The sequence below is a fragment of the Nannocystis exedens genome (genome assembly GCF_002343915.1).
In the GTDB taxonomy this organism is placed as follows: domain Bacteria; phylum Myxococcota_A; class Polyangia; order Nannocystales; family Nannocystaceae; genus Nannocystis; species Nannocystis exedens.
In genome coordinates, this window is the sequence record NZ_NETK01000001.1 from 7,726,640 (window position 1) to 7,739,593 (window position 12,954).

At 74.1% G+C, this 12,954-nt stretch carries 12 protein-coding genes; 7 read left to right on the forward strand and 5 right to left on the reverse strand.

Annotation, left to right across the window (positions count from 1 at the left end):
• The first annotated feature begins 82 nt into the window (after positions 1-82).
• The 3 genes from NAEX_RS30340 (at position 83) to NAEX_RS30350 (ending at position 4,502) form a co-directional block, all read left to right on the forward strand.
• Positions 83-1,117 carry an AAA family ATPase gene (locus NAEX_RS30340; RefSeq protein ID WP_096330972.1) on the forward strand — a complete coding sequence of 345 codons (1,035 nt, stop codon included), beginning with the start codon at positions 83-85 and terminating at the stop codon, positions 1,115-1,117.
• 269 nt (positions 1,118-1,386) lie between these two features.
• Positions 1,387-2,388 carry a DUF58 domain-containing protein gene (locus NAEX_RS30345; RefSeq protein WP_170136117.1) on the forward strand — a complete coding sequence of 334 codons (1,002 nt, stop codon included), beginning with the start codon at positions 1,387-1,389 and terminating at the stop codon, positions 2,386-2,388.
• Positions 2,385-4,502 carry a BatA domain-containing protein gene (locus NAEX_RS30350; protein WP_096330974.1) on the forward strand — a complete coding sequence of 706 codons (2,118 nt, stop codon included), beginning with the start codon at positions 2,385-2,387 and terminating at the stop codon, positions 4,500-4,502. Before NAEX_RS30345 ends, NAEX_RS30350 begins: the two co-directional genes overlap by 4 nt.
• A 201-nt stretch (positions 4,503-4,703) precedes the next feature.
• On the opposite strand, the gene NAEX_RS30355 is transcribed toward NAEX_RS30350, so the two are convergent.
• Positions 4,704-5,108 (reverse strand): SRPBCC family protein, encoded by a 405-nt coding sequence (locus tag NAEX_RS30355; protein WP_096330975.1) that lies wholly within the window; start codon positions 5,106-5,108, stop codon positions 4,704-4,706.
• 300 nt (positions 5,109-5,408) lie between these two features.
• Complete coding sequence (locus NAEX_RS30360) at positions 5,409-5,711, reverse strand: putative quinol monooxygenase (protein WP_096330976.1); 303 nt, start codon at positions 5,709-5,711, stop codon at positions 5,409-5,411.
• Between the two features lie 204 nt (positions 5,712-5,915).
• Here NAEX_RS30360 and NAEX_RS52345 point away from each other — a divergent pair, with 204 nt between their 5' ends.
• Positions 5,916-6,128 carry a winged helix-turn-helix transcriptional regulator gene (locus NAEX_RS52345; RefSeq protein ID WP_211302608.1) on the forward strand — a complete coding sequence of 71 codons (213 nt, stop codon included), beginning with the start codon at positions 5,916-5,918 and terminating at the stop codon, positions 6,126-6,128.
• A 96-nt stretch (positions 6,129-6,224) separates the two neighbouring features.
• On the opposite strand, the gene NAEX_RS30370 is transcribed toward NAEX_RS52345, so the two are convergent.
• Entirely contained in the window at positions 6,225-6,815 is a 591-nt protein-coding gene (locus NAEX_RS30370) for an RNA polymerase sigma factor (protein WP_096330977.1), read from the reverse strand.
• Positions 6,816-7,251: 436 nt separating this feature from the next.
• On the opposite strand from NAEX_RS30370, the gene NAEX_RS30375 reads away from it, so the two are divergent.
• The 3 genes from NAEX_RS30375 (at position 7,252) to NAEX_RS30385 (ending at position 11,089) form a co-directional block, all read left to right on the forward strand.
• Positions 7,252-7,503, forward strand: a complete 252-nt coding sequence (locus NAEX_RS30375; protein ID WP_096330978.1) for a hypothetical protein — start codon at positions 7,252-7,254, stop codon at positions 7,501-7,503.
• A 190-nt stretch (positions 7,504-7,693) separates the two neighbouring features.
• A complete protein-coding gene (locus NAEX_RS30380) occupies positions 7,694-10,054 on the forward strand; it encodes a GH92 family glycosyl hydrolase (RefSeq protein ID WP_096330979.1) in 2,361 nt (786 codons plus the stop codon).
• A 195-nt stretch (positions 10,055-10,249) separates the two neighbouring features.
• Positions 10,250-11,089: a hypothetical protein gene (locus NAEX_RS30385; protein ID WP_096330980.1), complete on the forward strand. Its 840-nt coding sequence runs from the start codon at positions 10,250-10,252 to the stop codon at positions 11,087-11,089.
• A gap of 79 nt (positions 11,090-11,168) precedes the next feature.
• Here NAEX_RS30385 and NAEX_RS30390 read toward each other — a convergent pair whose 3' ends face one another.
• The gene (locus NAEX_RS30390) at positions 11,169-12,032 is read right to left on the reverse strand and encodes a phosphatidate cytidylyltransferase (protein ID WP_096330981.1); all 864 of its coding nucleotides are present in this window, start codon (positions 12,030-12,032) and stop codon (positions 11,169-11,171) included.
• A 1-nt stretch (position 12,033) separates the two neighbouring features.
• Positions 12,034-12,840, reverse strand: a complete 807-nt coding sequence (gene uppS, locus NAEX_RS30395; RefSeq protein WP_096330982.1) for a polyprenyl diphosphate synthase — start codon at positions 12,838-12,840, stop codon at positions 12,034-12,036.
• Positions 12,841-12,954 lie beyond the last annotated feature (114 nt).

The following is a 12,954-nucleotide window of genomic DNA, read 5'->3' on the forward strand; positions in this document are numbered from 1 at the left end:
GGGTGCAGCGGGCGGCCACCGTCGACAGCGCGCGCGAGCTGTTCGCGGCCCGGCGCGCGACGAAGCGGCCGGTGGCCCCGCGTTGACGCGCTATACTCCGCGCCCCGTGCCCGCGACCGCCTCACCGACCGCCGTTCCCGACGACCGCGAAGCGTTGCAGACGCTCGCCCGCAGCCGGGAGCGCCTGGTCGAGCAGCTTCACCGGCGGATCGTCGGTCAGCAAGGGGTGATCGATCACCTGCTGGTGTGCCTGTTCGCCGGCGGGCACGGGCTGTTCGTCGGCGTGCCCGGCCTGGCCAAGACGCTGCTCGTCAGCAGCCTGGCGCAGGCGCTCGAGCTGCAGTTCTCGCGCGTGCAGTTCACGCCCGACCTGATGCCGGCCGACATCACCGGCAGCGACGTGCTCGAGGAGGACCCGGTCAGCGGGCGCCGCAACTTCCGGTTCGTGCCCGGGCCGGTGTTCTGCAACCTCTTGCTGGCCGACGAGATCAACCGCACCCCGCCGAAGACCCAGGCGGCGCTGCTGCAGGCGATGCAGGAGGCGCGGGTCAGCGCGGGCGGGCGCACGCACCCGCTGCCGCTGCCGTTCCACGTGTTCGCCACCCAGAACCCGATCGAGCAGGAGGGCACGTACCCGCTGCCCGAGGCCCAGCTCGACCGCTTCATGCTGCAGATCGTGGTCGGCTACCCGAGCGAGGAGGACGAGCGGCACATCGTCGCGCTGGGGGCCGAACAGGCGCGCGAGCTGCAGCCGCTGCTGACGCCCGCCGAGCTCACCGCTCATCAGGCGCTGGTGCGGCGGATCCCCGTGCCCGCCTCGGTCGTCGCCCACGCGGTCGCCCTGCTGCGCGCGACCCGGCCGAGCGAGTCCACCTGCCCCAAGGGGCTGCGCGAGCTGATCCAGTGGGGCGCCGGGCCGCGCGCCGGCCAGCAGCTGGTCGCCGCCGCGCAGGCGCGGGCCGCCCTCGACGGCCGCCCCGCCGTGACCACCGACGACGTGCGGGCCCTGGCCGCGCCGGTGCTGGCCCACCGGCTGGTCCGCAGCTTCATCGCCGAGAGCCGCGGGGTGGGGGCGGACGAGCTCGTCGCCCAGGTGCTGGCCGCGGTGCGCGCCTGAACGTTTCGCCATGTCCTCGCGGCCAGAGACAAATCTTGCCCGCTCGCGGGGCCCGGCCCGGGGCGAGCGGGCGTTGCGAGCAGGTGGGCGAACACGGGCACATGTTCCAAACGCCATGTCCTCGAGGCCAGGCTCGGACGCGGCCCGCGATCCGGGCGGCGCTCGGCGCCGCTTCGTCGCTGCGACCGCCGGCCGGCGCCGCCGCCTCGACCTGTCCTTCGGGGCAGCTCTTCACCGCGCCGCGCTCCAGCCCGCCTGACGGTCTCGCCATGTCCTCCGCCGACCCGGACACCGCCCTCGCCGCCGTGCTGCCGCCCGAGCTGCGCGAGCTGCTGCGCGGGCGGGTGCTGCGGGTCGGCCAGGCGGTGTGGGGCGGGCGGCCGGGGCGGCACCTGGCGGCCCGGGCGGGCGCGGGCGACGTGTTCCGCGGGCACCGCCCCTACGTCCCCGGCGACGACCTGCGCCGGCTCGACTGGCGCGCCGCGGCCCGCGACGACCGCTACGTGCTGCGCCAGCACGACGCCGAGGACGTGCTGTCGGCGGTGTTCTTGCTGGATGGCTCCGGGGGCATGTCCTACGGGACAGGCATGGAGCGCAAGTCGACCTACGCGGCGGCGCTGGTGGCCGGTCTGGCCAGCCTGGCCGCGCGCCAGGGCGACCGGCTCGGGCTGGCGAGCGGCGGGGCCGGGGGGATCGAGCTGCAGCAGGCGCGGCCGCAGGGCGGGGCGCGGCGGCTGCTGGCGCTGGCCGAGGCGCTGGCGCGCCCGCCCGCGGGGATCTGCCCGTGGCCGCGCCTGGTCGCCGCCGTCGGGCCGCAGCTGCCGCGGCGCAGCCTGGTCGTGCTGGTGTCCGACTTCCTCGATCCCTGCGCCGAAGGACAGGTCGCCGGGGACATGCCCGAAGAGGCAGGCTTGCCGGCGGCCGAGGCCGGCCTGCTCGACGAGCTGGCGGCCCTGGCCGGGCGCGGCCACGCGGTCGTGCTGCTGCAGGTGCTGCACCGCGACGAGCTCGAGTTCCCGTGGTCCGGGCGCGACCTGCTGCGGCTCGAGGACGTCCGCGGCGTCCGCCCGGAGGTCGAGGGCCTCGGCGCCAGCCTGCGCGCGGCCTACCTGCAGCGGGTCCGCGCCTACCTGGCGGGGTTCGAGGGCGGCTGCCTGGCGCGCGGGCTGGTCAGCCACCGCGTCGTCACCGACACCCCCGTGACCGCCGCCTTCCTCGGGCTGCTGCGCGCGCTGCAGGGCGAGCCCGCGCCGGAGGAGGCCCGGCCATGAGCCTGCTGGCGCCGCTCCTGCTGCTCGGCCTGCTCGGCCTGGCCGCGCCGCTGGTCGCCCACCTGCGCGGGCGCGAGGAGCCGCGCAAGATCGCCTTCGCCGCGCTCCGCTTCGTCCGCCCGGGCGACGAGGTCGTGACCATGCGTCGGCACCTGCGCGACCGCCTGCTGCTCGGGCTGCGCCTGGCCGCGCTGGCCCTGCTGGCGCTGGCGCTGGCGCGCCCGGTCAGCTCGGGGCGCGCGCGGGTGGCGGTCCTCGGCGAGCCGCACGACGCGATCCTGCTCGTGGATGGCTCTTTGAGCATGTCCTTGAAGACAGACCGCGTCCGCGCCCTCGACGGGGCCGCCGACGCCGCCGCGGCGGTGGTCGACGCCTTGCCGCCGGGCAGCCGGGTCGGGCTCGTCACCAGCGATCCGTCGGGGCCGCGGCTCGAGCTGTCGGCCGACCTCGGGCTGGCGCGCGAGGCGATCGGCGAGTGGCTGGCCGGCGGCGTGCCGCGGGCCGGGGCGTGGCCGCTCGACAGCGGGCTGCCGGTCGCGGCGGCGCTGCTGCGCGCCGACGGCGGCGGCCGGCGGCGGGCGGTCTACGCGATCGGCGATCCGACCGCGCGCGGCCTCGGCAGCCTGCCCGAGACGGCGGGGCCCGACGTGCCGGTCCTGCCGGTGCCTGCGCTCGGCAGTTTCGACGCGCTGCCGCCTGTCCCCGAGCACATGTCCCTCGATTCCGTCGGCTGGGAGCCGGCGCGCGACCTCGACCCGCGGGCGGTGCGGGTGTGGGGCGTGGTCCGCCGGCACGCGCCGGGACCCGTCGAGGCCGACAACCTGCGCCGCGTCGCCGTGGCCATGCAGCTCGGCGGCGAGGAGGTCGCGCGGGCCGACGTCATGGTGCCGCGCGGCGGTGAGGCGCGGGTCGAGTTCACGCACACGCTGATCGGCGACGGGCCGAGCCCGGCCGCGCTCGCGCTGGTCGAGCTCGCCGACGACCCGCTGCCCGGCGACGAGGTGCGCCACTTCTGGCTGGCCGGCGAGGACGAGCTCGACATCGTCCTCGTCAACGGCGACCCGAGCGAGATGCGGGCCCACGACGAGGTGTTCTTCCTCGCCACCGCGCTGGCCGCCGCGCCCGGCCGGCGCCTGCGCGTCCACGGGCTCGCGCCCGACCAGCTCGAGGCCCGTCTGCGCGAGCCTCGGCCGCTCGCCGGGGTCGACGTGGTGGTGCTCGCCAACGTCCGCGCCCCCGCCCCCGACGCCGCGGCGGCGCTGACCCGCCGCGTGGAGGAGGGCCTCGGCCTGCTCGTGACCGTCGGCGAGCGCGTCGAGGCGGCCGCCTACAACGACCGCCTCGGCGAGCTGCTGCCGCTGCGCCTGCGCGAGGCCCTGGTCGTCGGCACCGCGCCGGGCCGCACCGAGAACCGCACCGAGGGGCTCGCGCCGGCCAACCTGGCCCACCCGGCCCTGCGCGGCCTCGGCGACGACCTCGGCCTGCTCGGCGCCCGCACCCGCCGGCTGTTCCTGCTCGAGCCCGACGCCGCCCGCGCGGTCGACGTCGCCCTCAGCTTCACCAGCGGCGCCCCGGCCCTGATCACCCGCACCCACGGCCGCGGTCGCGTCGCCCTGCTCACCACCTCGGTCGACCGCGACTGGTCCGACCTGCCCCTTCGGCCAGGCTTCGTCCCGCTCGTCGAGCGCCTGGTCGCCTACCTCGACGTCAGCCAGCAAGGTGCGGCCGGCGCGGTGCTGCGGGTCGGCGAGCCGCGGATCTTGCCCGGCGACCGGCCGGCGACCGTGATCACGCCGGGCGGCGAGCGCCTGGCCGCGGTGCCCGACGGCCACGGCGAGGCTGTCTTCAAGGACACGTGGGTGCCGGGCCACTACACGGTCGAGCGCGGCGACGACGAGCCGCCGCTCCGCTTCGCGGTGCAGGTCGACCCGGCCGAGAGCGACACGACGCCGCACGCGGTCGCCGGCCCGCGGATCGAGGGCGACGAGGTCCTGGCCGCTGCCCGCTACCCGCGCTGGCGCCCGCTGGTGCTGCTGGTGGCGCTGATCCTGCTGATCGAGTCGGCCCTGCGCTGGCGCCTGACGACCCGCCGCGAGCAGGCGCGGGCGCGTTGAGCGGTGGCATTTTCGGACATGCCCGATCGGGCATGCTCGAAATTTTTTGAACTTTAGGCCATGCTTTTACGAACATGGTCGTTCGGCCAGTCGGAACGTGGGGAGCCGGAGGGCTCCGAACAGGAGGTGTTCCGAAGAACGCGGTGAAGGGCCGGGGCGCGCCGGACAGGTCGTCGATGCTCGACGCGCCGCCCGGCGTGCTCATGCCTCGCGCGGGGCGCCGAGGGTGCGGCGGATCGCCGCCACGCCGGTGTCGATCATGCCCGCGAACGCCGGCGCGGCCGCGTCGGGGCTCACGTCGGTGATCCACACGATCCGGCTGCCGCCCAGGTCGCCAGGGCACACCTGGAACGAGGCGTGGTGGCGGACGTCGGGCCTGTCGACCACGGCGTAGGCCAGGCGGCGGCGAGCGTCGTCGCGGGCGATCAGCAGCTCGCGCACGACGGTGCCGCCGGCGAAGGTGACGGTGCGGTGGTCGCCCTCCAGCGCGGTGTGGACCACGAAGCCGCGGGCCAGCCGCTCGTGGATCGCCCCGACGTCGCACAGCGCGGACCAGCAGGCGTCGACGTCGGCGTCGACCTGAAACTCTCGATGAATTGTCGCCATTCGTTCGTGTCGCTCCGCGGGCAGCTTGCAAGGCCACGGCGCGGCGGACTTGGACGATCTTGCGCTCGTCCGCGGGCGCCGGTTCCTGGCGTCCGTTCGAGCCGCCGCCGGCCCGGCACGGCCGCGGTCTGTCGTCCTTCGACCCCCGCGACCGCGCCCGGGCGGGGCGACGGCGGTCCGACGAGCACGTCCCCCGTCGCGGCGACGCGTTCGACGCGGTCGAGCCGTCGGGGAGGTACCCTGGAATGGCAAAAAGGACATGCTCCAAGGAGCATGTCCAGGAAGACATCCCCGTCGCCCTCAGCGGCGCCAGACCAGCGCGGTCGGGGCGTAGTGGCGCATCTCCTCGATCTGCGCGACGTACGGGCGGATCGCCTGGAAGAACGGGCCGAACTCGGGGCCGCGGCGGAAGCCCTGCAGGTGCGCCTCGGTCGACGTCCACTCGATGCGCAGGACGTAGTGCTCGGGCGCCTCCTCGCAGCGCGTCAGCTCGTAGGCCAGGCACTGGGGGGCGGCGCGCAGCGAGGCGCAGGCGCGCTCGTAGGCGGCCTCGAAGGCGGCGGGGTCGGTGGGCACGCGGTAGCGGATGTACTCGACGATCATGCGCCGCGAGGATCGGCCCGGCGCCGCCGCGGTGCAACGCACCGGATGGTGCGTGCGCGGGCCGCGACGGGCATGATGCGCGTCGTGACGGACTTGACGCGAACCTTCGGTTGTCCGGTCGAGCTGGCCCTCGAGGTGCTCGGCGGCAAGTGGAAGACGGTGCTGCTGGCGCGCCTCAAGCAGGGCCCGTAGCGCTACGGCGATCTGCGGCGCCAGGTCCCGGGGCTGAGCGACAAGGTGCTGACGCAGCGGCTTCACGAGCTCGAGGAGATCGGGCTGGTCCGGCGCGCGGCGGTCGGCGGCCACGAGCACTACGCGCTGACGGAGCGCGGCGAGTCGCTGCGCGCGGTGCTGCAGTCGCTCTACGACTGGGGCCGAGCGTTCGCGGCGGAGGCCGACGTGAAGCTCGCGCCGTGACCGGGCGAAGCGGCGACGCCTCCTGGCGGCAGAAGTCGGCGCTCGCGTCGATCGACGAGGAATTCGAGGTCGAACGCGGGCCCGCGGCGCCGGCCTTCACGCTCGCTTCGGGGCGTCGCCGCACGGGCCGGCGCAGGTGCAGTCGAGGCAGCCGTGCTCGGCGCAGGTGCCACAGGAGCGCATCACTTGTCTGCGCAGCGCCTCGCGGGCGCGGAACACCCGCACGGCCGCGTTGCCGGCCGTGATCCCGGCCTCGGCGGCGTAGTCCTTGACGGCCACGCCGTCGAGCTCGATGCGCCGCAGCGCCTCGGCGTACTCCGGCTTGAGGTTGTCGGCCAGCTGCCCGACGCACTGGCACACCGCGCCGTGCGTCTCGCTGGCGGGCGCGATCGGGTCCAGCTCGGCCGCCAGCGCGTCGAGGCGGCGAGAGGCGGCCGCGTCGCGCCGCTGGTGGTCGATGACCGCGTTGCGCAGCACCCGGTAAAACCACGCGATCGCAGACTCCTCGTCGCGCAGCCCGTCGAGCTTGCCGAGGCCGCGCACGAACGCGTCCTGCAAAATGTCCTCGGCCAGCGCCCTGCTGCCCACCCGCGCCTGCAGGAACGCGAGGAACCGCCGGTGGTTGGCGACCAGCCGCGCGGCCGCGGCGGGCGTCTCCGGGGCGAGGTCGCGGTCGGGCTCGGTCATGGGGAAGGCGAGTATGACACGCGGGACGGCCGGGGTGGACTGCCTCTCGGGACAGGCGATCGCCGGCGGCAGCGAGCGTCTCCCGGGGCCGGATCGCGGTCGGGCTCGCCAGGGCGGTGGCGGGGGGACACGCGGGACCGCTCTCCCAAGCTGCCCCGCGGGACAGGTGTCGACGCGTACGCGGGAGGCGCTCGCGCGGCCGAGGGGGCGACAGGTCGAGCGCGGGCGGTCCGACGCGCACGCGTGGGCCGCCCGGGCGGCCGAGGTTGTCGACAAAGGATCTTCATCATGGCCGCGTACGCGTGAGCCGCTGGCCGGCCGAGGTCGCCGCGCAGGTCGAGCGTCGGCGACCTCGGTCGGCGCGCCCTGTCGGGAAGCGGTCGAGCTTGCCTCGAGCGCCGGCCGCGACCATGTTTGGGGCACCTCGGAGGATTCCATGGAGCAGACAGAACCGACCGGACGTTGCGACTTCCTCGACGTGCTCGAAGAGTCGGCCCACTTCAAGCGGCCCGTACAGGTCGAGCTGCGCAGCGGCGAGAGTTTTCAGGCCCAGGTGCTCGACGTCGTCACCGAGTCGGGCGAGGACTTCGTGCTGTTCCCCGACCGCGAGCGCATCCCGGTGACGCAGATCGTCCGTTGCCGGTCGACCTTCGATCACGACCCGCACAGCTACGACGAGAAGCTGTGACGCCTCCGCCTCGGTGAGGCGCGCGAGCGGTCGGCGGTGGGCTGGCACCCCCGAACGTCACGGGCGCCGGCGAGGTCCCGGGCTTCCCCGATCCTCGCCGGCATGCCCGGGAGCTGCGAGCCCTGGCATGCCCGCATAACTCATCTCTCGTGGCCGGCGCGGGGCCCGCGGTCGGGGCTATGATGCGATCATGCTCCCGCGTCTGCGCCTGCTCCCTGCCGCGCTCCTGCTCGCAGCCTGCACCGAACCGCCGCCCGCGGGGGAGACCGACAGCGACGGCAGCAGCGCCGGGACGACCACCGGCGGCGCCACCGAGCCGACCACCGGCAGCACCGGCGAGGGGACGAGCATGTCCCCGACGACAGGTCCCGAAGAACCTGAACTTCCGGGCATGTTCGCGCCGGAGCCGCTGGTCCAGCACGTCAACCCGTTCATCGGCACCGGCGGGGCCGGCTACGGGGTGGGCAGCGCGTTCCCGGGGCCGCAGGTGCCGTTCGGCCTGGCCCGGCCGGGGCCCGACACCACGCTCGCCGGCGGCTTCGCGCTCGGCTTCTCGCACTGCGCCGGCTATCACTACGACGACACCGAGGTCCAGGGCTTCTCGCAGACGCGCATGCACGGCACCGGCATCGTCGACTACGGCGCGGTGCGGGTGATGCCGACGCTCGGCATGAGCCCCGACAAGACCGAGCCGGGCGGCTACCGGGTCGCGCTCGACAAGGCGACCGAGACGGCCAGCCCCGGCTACTACGCGGTCACGCTCGCGAGCGGGGTCCAGGCCGAGCTGACGGCGACGGCGCGGGTCGGCCTGCAGCGCTTCACCTTCCCCGAAGGACAGGACCCTGTGGTCATCCTCGACCTCGCGCACGGCCTGCCCGACGTCGAGACCGTCAGCGGCCAGGTCGAGGTCGACGCCGAGGCGGCGGAGATCCGCGGCCACCACCAGGTCTCGGGCGGGTACTCCTCGCGCTTCGGCGGGGTCAAGGTCTACTACGCGCTGCGGGCGTCGCGGCCGTTCGCCGAGTTCGGCAGCTGGAACGACGGCGCGCCGATGGCCGGCGCCGCGGCGCAGGAGGGCGAGGCGGTCGGCGCCTACATGCGCTTCGACCCGGGCGAGCCGGTCGTCATCGCCATCGGCCTGTCGTTCGTCGACGCCGCGCACGCGGCGATGAACCTCGCCGCCGAGGCGCCCGAGCTCGACTTCGAGGCCGCGTGGACGGCCGCCGAGGCCGCGTGGGAGCAGGAGCTCGCGCGGGTGCAGGTGCGAGGCGAGAGCGCCCGCGACTTCGAGCAGTTCTACACCGCGATCTACCACGCGCTGCTGATGCCGACCCTGGCGAGCGACGTCGACGGCAGCTACCGCGGGCTCGACGACGCGGTCCACACCAGCGACGGGCCGTACTACACCGACTTCTCGCTGTGGGACACGTTCCGCACGCTGCACCCGCTGCTCACGCTGCTCTACCCCGAGTACCAGGGCGACATGCTGCGCTCGCTGACGCGGATGGCCGAGGACGGCGGGTGGATGCCGCGCTGGCCGCTGGGCACCGGCTACACCAACGGCATGGACGGCGAGAGCGCGACGGTCGTGTACGCCGACAGCATCCTCAAGGGCTTCGATCCGGACGAGGTCGGGCTCGCCTCGGCCTACGCGGCGATGCGCGCGACGGCGATGGCGCCGGTGCCCCCGGGCTCGCCGTACGGCGGGCGCATGGCGGTCGACCAGTACATCGAGCTCGGCTACGTCCCCGTCGAGGCCGGCGGCAGCTCGTCGTCGTGGACGCTCGAGTCGGCCTACAACGACTTCGCCCTGGCCAAGGTGGCCGAGGTTCTCGGCGAGGACGAAGACGCGGCGATGTTCGCCGAGCGGGCCGGCTACTGGCGCAACGTGTGGGACCCGGCGCAGCAGTTTTTGGTCGCGCGCTCCGAAACCGGTGAATTCGTCCCGGTCGACGACCCGTTCACGTGGCAGGACTTCTACGCCGAGGGCAACGCGCTGCAGTACGCGTGGTACGCCCCGCACGACCTCGAGGGCCTGGCCGACGCGATGGGCGGCCGCGACGCGGCGCTCTCGCGGCTGCAGAAGTTCTTCGAGGACTCGGAGCAGGAGGTCCTCGACCTCATGCCGCAGGAGTACTACTGGCAGGGCAACGAGCCCGACATCCACGCGCCGTTCGTGTTCAGCGCGCTCGACGACCACGCCGGCAGCGCGCGCTGGTCGCGATGGGTGCTGCGCAACCGCTACGGCGACACTCCGTCGGGCCTGCCCGGCAACGACGACGGCGGGACGATGAGCGCGTGGCTCGCGTTCGCGGCGATCGGCGTGTTCCCGATCGCCGGCACCGACGTGTACCTGCTCGGCAGCCCGATCTTCAGCGAGACGGTGCTGCACCTCGCCGGCGGCGACCTGCGGATCGTCGCGCCGGTGACGGCCGACGAGGCCGTCCACGCCGCTGCAGCGAGCTGGCAGGGCGAGCCGCTGGCGCGGCCGCGTCTGCTGCACGGCGACATCGCGCAGGGCGGCACGCTGCGGATCGATCTCGGACCCTGACATCGCGGTCATGTCGCGCCGAACCCGAGGGGGCGCGCGCTCGCGAGGAGCGGCGCGCAGCGGCCTCGAACCATGAATTTCCGCGGACACGCGCGCCCGCGATCCTCCGCGACGTCGCTGTCAGAGGCTGCGCGCACATCGAGGAGGCGTGGTCTCCCCAGTGCGCGCCGCGCCGGCGCGTGCTACCCCCCCGGCATGCGTTCTTACAGCTTCCCCTGCCTCAGCCTCGTCGTCGCGCTCGCGCTCGCGTGCGACTCGAAGCCCAACGACTCCGACACCGCCAACATCGACAGCAGCACCGGCACCGACGGCACCTCTTCCGACGGCACCGACGGCGTCAGCTCGACCGGCGGGACCAGCGGGGGCGACCCGGCGACCACCACCGCCGGCACGGCCACGGCCACCGTCACGAGCGCGTCCGGATCGACCAGCGCCGGGACGGAGACCGCCACCGAGCCGGGCACGAGCGGCTACGACCCGACCGCGACCGCGACCGGGACCTCGAGCGAAGTCACCTCGGCCTCGGACGTCACGACCGACGGCCCGCCGCTCGAGCCGACCCCGTGCGAGGGCGAGGCGATCGAGATCGACGCCGCCGCGCTGGCCTACACCGACGCGCAGGTGCCCCCCGATCCCGATCCGACCGGCGAGTCGTCCGGGACCAGCGGCGGCGAGCCGCCCGATCCGAACACCCTGCACGTCCGCCTGTCGAACCAGGTGGCGACCTGCGCCGACCCGAACGCCGGCCTCGAGTGCGGCGGCAACTGGGAGGTGTCGATCCGGATCCCGCCGGCCTTCCAGACGCCCGGCCTCTACCACCTGCTCGGGCCCGACGTCACCGGCCACGCGATGGAGACCGGCAACGACGAGGACCCCGACGCCTGCTCGTTCGGCGGCGGCAGCTTCAGCGCCACCTTCGAGCTGATCTCGATCGACGACAAGGAGGTCGTCGGCCGCCTGTGCCACGTCGACTTCCCGTTCTTCGACACCAACCCCAACCTCGAGGGCAAGTTCACCGCGCCGCGCTGCCAGTAATACGAAGGGCCATGTCCGCATGGACATGGCCCTCCGCGCAGGTACCGAAGGGCATGCCCGTGAGGACATGCCCTTTCGTTCATCCGGGCAGGCCGTCGGCGAACACCACGTTGGCGGCGAAGTAGTAGACGACCGGGCCGACGAACAGCAGGGCGTCGACGCGGTCGAGCATGCCGCCGTGGCCGGGAAGCAGGTTGCCGGAGTCCTTGACGCCGTGGCTGCGCTTCAGCATCGACTCGAACAGGTCGCCGACCTGGCCGGCCAGCGAGCCGAGGACGCCGAGGACGATCGCGTGGCCGACCGCGAGCTCGGGCAGCAGGAACGCCGAGCCGAAGCCGAGCGTCGCCACGTTGGCGCCGACCAGCCCGCCGAGCGAGCCCTCCCAGGTCTTGCCGGGGCTGACCGCGGGGTAGAGCTTGTGCTTGCCCCACAGGCGGCCGAACGCGTACGCGCCGGTGTCGGACAGGAACGCGATCGCCAGGGTGACGAACAGCCACCCGGGGCCGAAGTGGTGCTTGATCTGCGGCCACACCGAGGCGAGCAGCGGCACGTAGAGCAGCGCCGCCAGGCACACCGACATGTGCCGGCCGGCCTGCTCGAGCGCGTGCTTGCGCCCCAGCAGCGCCAGCGCGACGGCGATCACCGAGAACATCAGCAGCGGCGGCAGCACCCGGCCGGCGCCGAACACCATCGGCAGCGCCACCACGGCGGCGCCGAGGACGGCCATGAAGGCGCGCAGGCCGTACTCGGGCCCCGAGGTCGCGGCCGGGCCGGACAGCGAGCGCTGCGGCAGGGCCATGCGCAGGTACTCGTCGAGCGCGAGCCCGCCGAACAGCACCGACAGGGCGAGGATGCTCCACGGCGAGCGGTCGACGAACAGGGCGATCACGAGGATCGGGACGAGGACGATCGCCGTCCACAAGCGCTTGATCAGATCGGCCACGTCAGCCCTTGCCTCGTTGCGAGGGGAAGATCCCGACCGCCGGCGGCTCGTCGAGCGCGTCGGCGTCGGCCTCGCCGGGGAGCTGCCCGAAGCGGCGCTCGCGGCGACTGAAGTCGTCGAGGGCCTCCATCAGGTGCTCGCGCGCGAAGTCGGGCCACAGCACCTCGGTGAAGAACAGCTCGGCGTAGGCGACCTCCCACAGGAAGAAGTTGGAGATCCGGTGCTCGCCGCTGGTGCGGATCAGGAGGTCGAGCGGCGGCAGGAAGCGGCTCGAGTCGAGGTACGAGGCGAACGTCTTGGGGTCGATCTCGTCGGGGCGCAGGCCGCCGGCCTGGACCGCGCGGGCGATGCGCCGGGCGGCCTCGGTGATCATCTCGCGCCCGCCGTAGCTGAGCGCGAGGCACAGCGTCATCTTCTCGTTGTTCGCCGAGGCGGCGATGAGCTCGCGCATCGGGTCGCGGACGTAGCTCGGCAGGCGCTCGGTGTCGCCGACGGTGATGAGCCGGATCTGGTTGTCGAGGATCTCGGCCCGCTCCTCGAGCAGGTAGCGGTTGAGCAGCTGCATGAGGTGAAACACCTCCTGCGGCGGCCGGTCCCAGTTCTGGCTCGAGAACGCGAACAGCGTCAGCGCCTCGACGCCGAGCTCGCGCGCGGCGCGGACGACCCGGCGGACGGCGTCGGCGCCGTGCTCGTGGCCGACCTCGCGCGGCAGGCCCTTCTGCTGCGCCCAGCGGCCGTTGCCGTCCATGATGATGCCGACGTGCCGCGGCAGGCGGCCCTCGCCCGGGCCCGCTCCGCGCGCGGTCATCGGCCGGGCCCTCGGCGGCAGCAGGGAGCGAAAGAGCGAGGCCGGTGAGGACGCCGAGCGGGTTTTGTCATGAGTAGGAGGCGCTCCGTGGGGCCCGGCCCGGGGTGTTTCAGG

Coding starts and splice junctions, on each gene's coding strand:
- NAEX_RS30345 (WP_170136117.1), top strand. CDS start 1,387: ATGTCCTCCGCCGACCCGGACACCGCCCTCGCCGCCGTGCTGCCGCCC.
- NAEX_RS30350 (WP_096330974.1), top strand. CDS start 2,385: ATGAGCCTGCTGGCGCCGCTCCTGCTGCTCGGCCTGCTCGGCCTGGCC.
- NAEX_RS30355 (WP_096330975.1), bottom strand. CDS start 5,108: ATGGCGACAATTCATCGAGAGTTTCAGGTCGACGCCGACGTCGACGCC.
- NAEX_RS30360 (WP_096330976.1), bottom strand. CDS start 5,711: ATGATCGTCGAGTACATCCGCTACCGCGTGCCCACCGACCCCGCCGCC.
- NAEX_RS30370 (WP_096330977.1), bottom strand. CDS start 6,815: ATGACCGAGCCCGACCGCGACCTCGCCCCGGAGACGCCCGCCGCGGCC.
- NAEX_RS30375 (WP_096330978.1), top strand. CDS start 7,252: ATGGAGCAGACAGAACCGACCGGACGTTGCGACTTCCTCGACGTGCTC.
- NAEX_RS30380 (WP_096330979.1), top strand. CDS start 7,694: ATGCTCCCGCGTCTGCGCCTGCTCCCTGCCGCGCTCCTGCTCGCAGCC.
- NAEX_RS30385 (WP_096330980.1), top strand. CDS start 10,250: ATGCGTTCTTACAGCTTCCCCTGCCTCAGCCTCGTCGTCGCGCTCGCG.
- uppS (WP_096330982.1), bottom strand. CDS start 12,840: ATGACCGCGCGCGGAGCGGGCCCGGGCGAGGGCCGCCTGCCGCGGCAC.